This window comes from Mesorhizobium sp. M7A.F.Ca.CA.004.12.1.1, assembly GCF_003997835.1.
GTDB lineage: Bacteria > Pseudomonadota > Alphaproteobacteria > Rhizobiales > Rhizobiaceae > Mesorhizobium.
This window is the reverse complement of the sequence record NZ_RZRK01000690.1, coordinates 1-3,290: the sequence shown is the minus strand read 5'-3', so window position 1 is coordinate 3,290 and position 3,290 is coordinate 1. Positions and strand designations below refer to the sequence as shown.

Sequence of the window (3,290 nt, the reverse complement as noted above, 5' to 3'; positions counted from 1 at the left end):
CGCTCATCCCCGCCGCGCGCGCAGCAATGATGCCGGCCGGGCTGTCCTCGACGACGAGGCATTTGCGCGGATGAGCCCGCATGCTGGCGGCGGCATGCAGGAACAGATCCGGCGCCGGCTTTCCCTTGGCCACCATGGTGGCACTGAACAGGTGCGGCTCCATCAGCCCAAGCAATCCGGTGACGTCGAGCGCGTAGCGGATGCGGTCGAGCGTGCCCGAGGACGCGACACAGAACGGCAGCCCAAGCTTCGGCAGTATCTTCTTGACGCCGGCGATCGGCTTCAGCTCCTCGCGGAATTTGCGCATCAGTTCGACGCGCATCTCGGTCAGGTGCAGGTCTGTGATATCGAGCCCGAAGTCGCGGCCGAGGATCTCGCGCACGCTTTTCATGCTCCTGCCGAGGAAATGCTCGTAGGCGGCATCCTCACTGACGCTGCCGCCGGCGACTTTGACCATGCCGAGCAGCGCCGAGACGGAGAGCGCCTCGCTGTCGACCAGCACGCCATCGCAGTCGAAGATGACCAGTTCAGGCGTCATGGCCGAGAATGGCTCTCAGAGCTTGCCGGCGAGGTAGCGCGTCAGCGTCGCGCGCGCGCCATTCGCCCACAGCACGTTGAGCGCATGGGCGAAGGCCTCGACAAACGCCGTCGCGCGGCCGACATCGCCATAGATGTCCTCCATGGCAAGCCAGGCGGCGGGAGCATCCTTTGCCGCTTTTGCCGTTGCCTGCAGCCGGCCCCAGCTCGGATCGTTGGGCTCGATGACGGCGCCGCTATCCGTCGTGCCGAAGCAGTAGCGGCACCATAGCGCCGATTCCAGCGCCAGGCCCGCGACGCTCTTTCCGGCCTTCAGCCGGTCGGCGATGGTCGGGATGATGAATTTCGGCTGGCGGTTGGAGCCGTCGAGGCAGAGCCGGCGCACCGTGTCGCCGATCTTGGGATTGGAAAAGCGGCTCTCGATGAGCTGGTAATAATCTTCCAGGACCGTGTCCGGCACCGGCGGCACGGTCGGAATGATTTCCTCCCGTTCGAGCTTGGCCAGAAACCCGCTCACCAGCGGCTCCTGCATCGCCTCATGGACGAAATGGATGTCCATCAGGCCGGCCGGATAGGCAATCGTCGCGTGGCCGCCATTGAGGATGCGGATCTTCATCAATTCGTAGGGCGCAACGTCTTTGACGAACTGCACGCCGACCTTTTCCAGCGGCGGCCGGCCGCCGGTGAAATGGTCCTCCAGCACCCATTGCCGGAACGGCTCGCAGAACACCGGCCAGTTGTCCTCAAGGCCAAAGTCCTTGGCGAGGATGCCGCGTTCGCGGTCGGTGGTCGCCGGCGTGATGCGATCGACCATACCATTCGGGAAGGCGACATGCTCGCTGACCCAGTTCGCCAGATCCTCGTCGATCAAACGGGCCAGGCCGATGACGCCGTCCGAGGTGACATGGCCGTTGTGGGGAATGTTGTCGCACGACATGACCGTGAACGGCACGGTGCCTTCATCGCGCCGCCGCACCAGCCCGGCAAGGATGATGCCGAACACCGTCTTCGGTGTCGCGCCGGGCTGCGCATCGGCGAGGATGTCGGGGTGGGTCGGGTTGAACACGCCGGATGCCGGATCGATGAAATAACCGCCCTCGGTGATGGTCAGCGAAACGATCTTGATCGCCGGGTCGGCCAGCCGTTCGATGATGCCGGCCGCATCGCCGGGCATCAGGAAGTCGATCATGGCGCCGGTGACCCGGGCGCTCATATGGCCGCTGTCCTGCTCGACCACCGTGGTCAGCCAGTCCTGCTCTTCCAGTTTGCCGCGGCCGATCTTTTCACCGTCGAACACGCCGGCGCCGATCAGTGCCCAGTCATGGCCGACGCCCGAATTGAACAGATCGTCGAGATAGACGGCCTGATGCGAGCGATGGAAATTGCCGACTCCGAAATGCACGATGCCGGCCTTCAATGTCGCGCGGTCATACTTCGGGCCGGCGACCTCAGCGGGCAGTTTGGAGAGGTTTGAGGACGAGAGTTTCACGGTCATCTGTTTTACCCTTTGGCCGAATCTAGGCCTTCGTTACGCTCCTCTCCCGGTTGGGGAGAGGATAAGGGGTGGCACTGGCTACGCGCCCGCTGATGTCGGCCTCTGCTCCCCGCGGAGGGACGAGGAGCAGAGGCCGTCCCCCGCCCTCAACTCATCCACTGGCCGCCATCGACATTGTAGGTCTGGGCGACGATGTATTCGGCGTCGCTGCTGGCGAGAAAAACCGCCATGCCGGTGAGGTCCTGCGCCGTGCCCATGCGGCCATACGGCACTGCCTCGCCGACCAGCTTCTTCTTCTCGCCCTTCGGCCGGTTCTCATATTTGGCGAACAGCGAATCGACGTGATCCCAGTGCTCGCCGTCGACGACGCCAGGGGCAATCGCGTTGACGTTGATGCGGTGCTTGATCAGGTCGAGCCCCGCTGACTGTGTCAGCGAAATGACGGCGGCTTTGGTGGCGCAATAGACGCCGACCAGCGCCTCGCCGCGTCGTCCGGCCTGGCTCGCCATGTTGATGATCCTGCCGCCCCGGCCAGCGGCGATCATCGAGCGGGCGGCTGCCTGCAGCATGAACAGCGTGCCGGCGACATTGACGGAAAACAATTTATCGTAGCTTGCCTTGGTGATCTCGACGATCGGTGCCAGATCGAAAAGAGCGGCGTTGTTGATCAGGATATCGAGGCCACCGGTCTTCGTCTCGACGGCTTTCACCGCCGCCTCGATGGAGGCGAGGTCGGTGACGTCGAGCTTGACCGCATAGGCCTTGCCGCCGATCTCGGCGGCCGTCTTCTCCGCCGCCTCGAGATTGATGTCGGCTATGGCGACGGTGGCGCCTTCGCCGGCATAGGCTTCGGCGAAGGCTCTGCCGATGCCGCGGGCCGAACCTGTGATCAGCGCGGATTTGCCGGCCAGCCGCATGTTCAGATTGCCTTCCCGTCGGCGCCGAAGCGATGCAGCTTGGCCTTGTCGGGCGTCAGATAGATGGTGTCGCCATGATGGACGCCGAGTTCGCCGTCGGCGCGCACCGTCAGCGGGCCGACGCCATCGGCCTGGACATGCAGGAAGGTGTCGGAGCCGAGATGCTCGGCGACGCCGACGACCGCCTTCCATTCGCCCGCTGTGGTCGAGATCTCCAGGTGTTCGGGACGGATGCCGATGGTCTTGGCGCCGTTTTTGGCAGCCGGCGTGCCTTCGATCAGGTTCATCTTCGGCGAGCCGATGAAGCCGGCGACGAACAGGTTCTTCGGCGTCTTGTAGAG

Annotated in this window: 4 protein-coding genes; all 4 read right to left on the bottom strand. The window is 64.2% G+C overall.

Going from position 1 to position 3,290, the window contains the following annotated elements; translation table 11 throughout:
• Window positions 1-538, bottom strand: a 538-nt coding sequence (locus EN984_RS27760) for an HAD-IA family hydrolase (RefSeq protein ID WP_127384103.1), incomplete at its 3' end; no start/stop codon positions are given.
• 15 nt (window positions 539-553) lie between these two features.
• Window positions 554-2,032: a mannitol dehydrogenase family protein gene (locus EN984_RS27755; protein WP_127272483.1), complete on the bottom strand. Its 1,479-nt coding sequence runs from the start codon at window positions 2,030-2,032 to the stop codon at window positions 554-556.
• Window positions 2,033-2,178: 146 nt separating this feature from the next.
• Entirely contained in the window at window positions 2,179-2,949 is a 771-nt protein-coding gene (locus EN984_RS27750; RefSeq protein ID WP_127268861.1) for an L-iditol 2-dehydrogenase, read from the bottom strand.
• A gap of 2 nt (window positions 2,950-2,951) precedes the next feature.
• A partial coding sequence (locus EN984_RS27745) for a TOBE domain-containing protein (RefSeq protein WP_164765688.1) occupies window positions 2,952-3,290 on the bottom strand: 339 nt, incomplete at its 5' end.